This is a genomic window from Cellulomonas citrea, assembly GCF_009829685.1.
Lineage (GTDB): Bacteria > Actinomycetota > Actinomycetes > Actinomycetales > Cellulomonadaceae > Cellulomonas > Cellulomonas citrea.
In genome coordinates this window covers 1-506 of sequence record NZ_VWSD01000424.1, presented here as the reverse complement: position 1 = coordinate 506, position 506 = coordinate 1, and the positions used below count along the sequence as shown (strand labels likewise).

Here is a 506-nt window from a genome sequence, read left to right as displayed (position 1 = left end):
AGCCGGGCGACCGCGGCGAATACGGAGGGGTGTGTCCGGTTCAACGCCAAGCCGGCGGCCTGGAAGCTGCCGGCTGTGGCCACCGCGTCGAAGCATTGCAGGTCGTGCAGCTTGAGATCGTTGATTGTCGGAATTTTCGACAGAGATTGCTCGATCATAGTAATTTTTATGCGGTGTCGCGCCCTTTAGGACAAGGGGTGTCGGGCGAGGTCGCCCGCTCAAGCGAGGATGCAAGATGACGTCGATCCAACACTTCATCACCGGAGACGGCGTCAAGATCGCCTACCGCGTGGATGGCGCGGAGCATCTGCCGGTCCTGGTGCTTTCCAATTCCATCGCCACCGACCACCGGATGTGGGACGGCCAGATCGAGGCCCTTAGCCGCTCGTTCCGGGTCCTGCGCTATGATACGCGCGGCCACGGCGGCTCGGATGCGCCCGTCGGCGCCTATTCGGCGGATCGACTGGGCCGCGACGTCCTGGAACTCTTGGACGGTTTGGGCATAG

2 protein-coding genes are annotated in these 506 nt (G+C 62.8%); one reads left to right on the top strand and one right to left on the bottom strand.

The annotated features are described in order from the left end of the window. A partial coding sequence (locus F2B26_RS17750; RefSeq protein WP_201292843.1) for a helix-turn-helix domain-containing protein occupies positions 1–158 on the bottom strand: 158 nt, incomplete at its 3' end. Between the two features lie 77 nt (positions 159–235). Here F2B26_RS17750 and F2B26_RS17070 point away from each other — a divergent pair. Beyond that, on the top strand, positions 236–506 hold a 271-nt coding region (locus F2B26_RS17070; protein WP_328698712.1), incomplete at its 3' end, for an alpha/beta fold hydrolase.